Genomic DNA, 2,960 nt, shown 5'->3' with positions numbered 1-2,960 from the left:
AGGTCGACGCGTATCCGGCCTCGGCCGACGAGGAAGGCGATCCGGTGACGCTGGCCGAGGCGCGCTCGCTGACCTTTGCCCACCGGCGCAAGGTGTTCCTCGTCTCGACGCCGACGATCCGGGGGCTGAGCCGCATCGAGCGCGAGTTCGAGGCCAGCGATCAGCGCCGGTATCATGTGCCGTGCCCGCATTGCGGCCATGTGCAATGGCTGAAGTTCGAGCGGCTCCGCTGGGACAAGGGCCAGCCGGACACCGCCGAATATCACTGCGAGGGCTGCGATGCGGCCATTGCCGAGCACCACAAGACGGCCATGCTGGCAGCCGGCGAATGGCGCGCGACCGCTGAGTCCGAAGATCCCGGCACCGTTGGCTATCACCTCTCGGCGCTCTACTCGCCGGTGGGCTGGCTCGGCTGGACCCGGATCGCGCGGGCGCACGAGGCGGCACGGGGCAGCGACGAAGCGCTGCGGGCGTTCCGGAACACCGTGCTTGGCGAGACCTGGATGGAGACCGGCGAGGCCCCGGACTGGCAGCGGCTGGCCGACCGGCGCGAGGCGTGGGCGCCGGGCACGGTGCCGGAAAAGGGGCTGTTCCTGACGGCGGGTGCGGATGTGCAGAAGGACCGGATCGAGGTCGATGTCTGGGCCTGGGGCCGCGGGCTGGAAAGCTGGCTGGTCGATCACATCGTTATCGAGGGTGGGCCCGGCGATCCGGACTGCTGGCAGACGCTGACGGACCTGCTGGTCCGGACATGGGCGCATGAGAGAGGCCAGCACCTGACCATCGCGCGGTTCGCGATCGACTCGGGCTTCGAGACCAGCGCGGTTTACGCGTGGGCGCGGCAGGTGGGTTTTGCGCAGGTCGCGCCCGTGAAGGGGCTCGAAGGCTTCAACCGGGCGAGCCCGGTGACCGGGCCGACCTATGTCGATGCCACCATCGGCGGCAAACGCCTGCGGCGCGGCGCGCGGTTGTGGAGCGTGGCGACCTCGACCTTCAAGGCCGAAACCTATCGCTTCCTGCGGCAGGACCGGCCGACACCCGAGGAAATTACTGCCGGTGCGTCCTTTCCGCCCGGAACCGTGCATCTGCCATCATGGGCCGATGCCGAATGGCTGAAACAGCTGACGGCCGAACAACTGGTGACCGTCAAGAGCAGGCGGGGGTTCACCAAACTCGAATGGCAGAAGCTGCGCGAACGCAACGAGGCGCTGGATTGTCGGGTGTATGCGCGGGCCGCCGCCTGGATTGCGGGGGCCGACCGCTGGTCGGAGGCGCGATGGGCAGATCTGGAAGACCAGCTTGGCGTGGCGAAGGCGAACGAGACCGACACCGGGCAAGGCGCTGCACCGCGCGCCCAAGGCCGGACTGCGCCACGACGACGGACCATGCGGTCGAGCTACATGGGGTGAGCGCTGATACTTCAGCGCGGTCGGAGCATCGTCTTTGCCGCGCGCAGCGGAGATGCTATCTCCAGGGAGGTAATAAAAGGACGGAGTAGCCAATGACCGAGCCAACCATCGCGCAAAAAGCCCCATTCCCGACGGATGTCGAAGAGGGCAAGACCTACATGTGGTGCGCCTGCGGCAATAGCAGCAATCAGCCTTTCTGCGACGGCAGCCACAAGGGCTCGGGCTTTTCCCCGGTGAAGTACACGGCCGAAAAGACCGGCAAGGTGTTCTTTTGCGGGTGCAAGCATACGAACAACGCTCCGCTCTGCGATGGCACGCATTCAAGCCTGTAAATTCCGGACAACGATCTCGGCAACGGCATGGCATCGACATCAGTCGCTGCCATGCCGATCAGGCTTTCAGTGTCCAGAATCAGCGAGCGTGCCCGGCACGGGTCGGGGACTCTGGTCGATCAGCGCCCAAGACCCTGCGCCGATCGCGCAAGGCTCCGTCGCAGGGAACGGTCGCGCTTGAGGTGCCATTCGCGGCGCATGGCCTCGATGCGGGAGGGCCATCGTTCGGCATAGATCAGGGTCCACACACTGCCGCGTGTCGATTTCGCGCCGATGCCGGAATTGTGCTCGGCCAGGCGACGTTCGAGATCGAGGGTCCACCCGACATAGGTGCGATACCGAGAGGCAGTCCGGCTGCCAAGGACATAGACAAACCCGGTCACAACGGCTTTTTGCGCGCATCGCCGCGATGCCTCAGGAGCGGCCCGCGCCGCCGCGCCGCGAAGTCGTTGATGCTCACGTGCAGGCTTCGCTCGTCGATGTCTTCCGGGTCGAAGGGCTTGCCGTACCATTCCAGCAGGCGCTCGTGGTCCTCGTGTTCGGGATCGGACACCGCTTCGAGGAACTCCTCGAACCCGGTGATGCCGCCAACGTCCTCGGGCGGGGCCCGGCGTGCGCCGGCGATGAATTTGGGATATACGGTATCCGCATCACCCTGCCGGACACTTTCGACGGTGATCCGGTGCCGCCAGTTATCTCCGAAGTCATAGACGTAGACGAACGCGCGCACGTCGCGATCCAGCAGTGTGCCAAGCCGGATCGCCCTGGCCTTGTAAACCTTGCGTTCGTAGATCTCGTCATCGGGATGCGGCTCGCCATAGATCTTGTCGCCGATCACGAACTCGTAAAGGTGGTAGTCCCACCAATCCATCACGACCTGAATGATGTCGTGCAGCGCGGCCAACGTGGTCGACATTGGCAGATCCAGCTCGCGCCAGACGAGGGGATCGGTGTCTTCGAGTTCAATGCGAATGCGGGCAACGGTTTCTGACATGTCCGGCTCCGGATGCTGCGATACCCTGAAGATAGAAGGCCGGCCGCATGTCCACAATCGTCGATCTGAAGTCCCGCCGTGACGCCCTCTCGGCACAACGCTCCTCCGGCGTGGCGCGGGTCAGCTATGACGGCAAGACCGTCGAGTATCGCAGCGTGGTCGAGATCGACCGCGCCATCGAGGCGCTGGACCGCGAGATCGCCGCGGCCGAGGGCCGGCGGATCG

General features: G+C 65.4%; 5 protein-coding genes. 3 read left to right on the top strand and 2 right to left on the bottom strand.

Features of this window, described 5'->3' with window-relative positions:
* Positions 1-1,409 (top strand): phage terminase large subunit family protein (locus ROE7235_RS19145; protein WP_183073593.1); only part of this gene is annotated, 1,409 nt, incomplete at its 5' end.
* A 92-nt stretch (positions 1,410-1,501) separates the two neighbouring features.
* A complete protein-coding gene (locus ROE7235_RS19140) occupies positions 1,502-1,741 on the top strand; it encodes a CDGSH iron-sulfur domain-containing protein (protein ID WP_085881316.1) in 240 nt (79 codons plus the stop codon).
* A gap of 119 nt (positions 1,742-1,860) precedes the next feature.
* Here the strand turns inward: ROE7235_RS19140 and ROE7235_RS19135 are convergent, their stop codons facing one another.
* Together ROE7235_RS19135 and ROE7235_RS20465 are read right to left on the bottom strand one after the other, a co-directional pair.
* Positions 1,861-2,124 (bottom strand): GIY-YIG nuclease family protein, encoded by a 264-nt coding sequence (locus ROE7235_RS19135; RefSeq protein ID WP_200812592.1) that lies wholly within the window; start codon positions 2,122-2,124, stop codon positions 1,861-1,863.
* Positions 2,121-2,735, bottom strand: coding sequence for a plasmid pRiA4b ORF-3 family protein (locus ROE7235_RS20465; protein ID WP_085881315.1), 615 nt, complete (start codon positions 2,733-2,735; stop codon positions 2,121-2,123). Before ROE7235_RS20465 ends, ROE7235_RS19135 begins: the two co-directional genes overlap by 4 nt.
* Positions 2,736-2,782: 47 nt before the next feature.
* Here ROE7235_RS20465 and ROE7235_RS21050 point away from each other — a divergent pair.
* Positions 2,783-2,960, top strand: a 178-nt coding sequence (locus ROE7235_RS21050; protein WP_121097559.1) for a phage head-tail joining protein, incomplete at its 3' end; no start/stop codon positions are given.

Source organism: Roseinatronobacter ekhonensis (assembly GCF_900499075.1).
GTDB lineage: Bacteria > Pseudomonadota > Alphaproteobacteria > Rhodobacterales > Rhodobacteraceae > Roseinatronobacter > Roseinatronobacter ekhonensis.
This window is presented reverse-complemented; position numbering and strand designations above follow the sequence as displayed.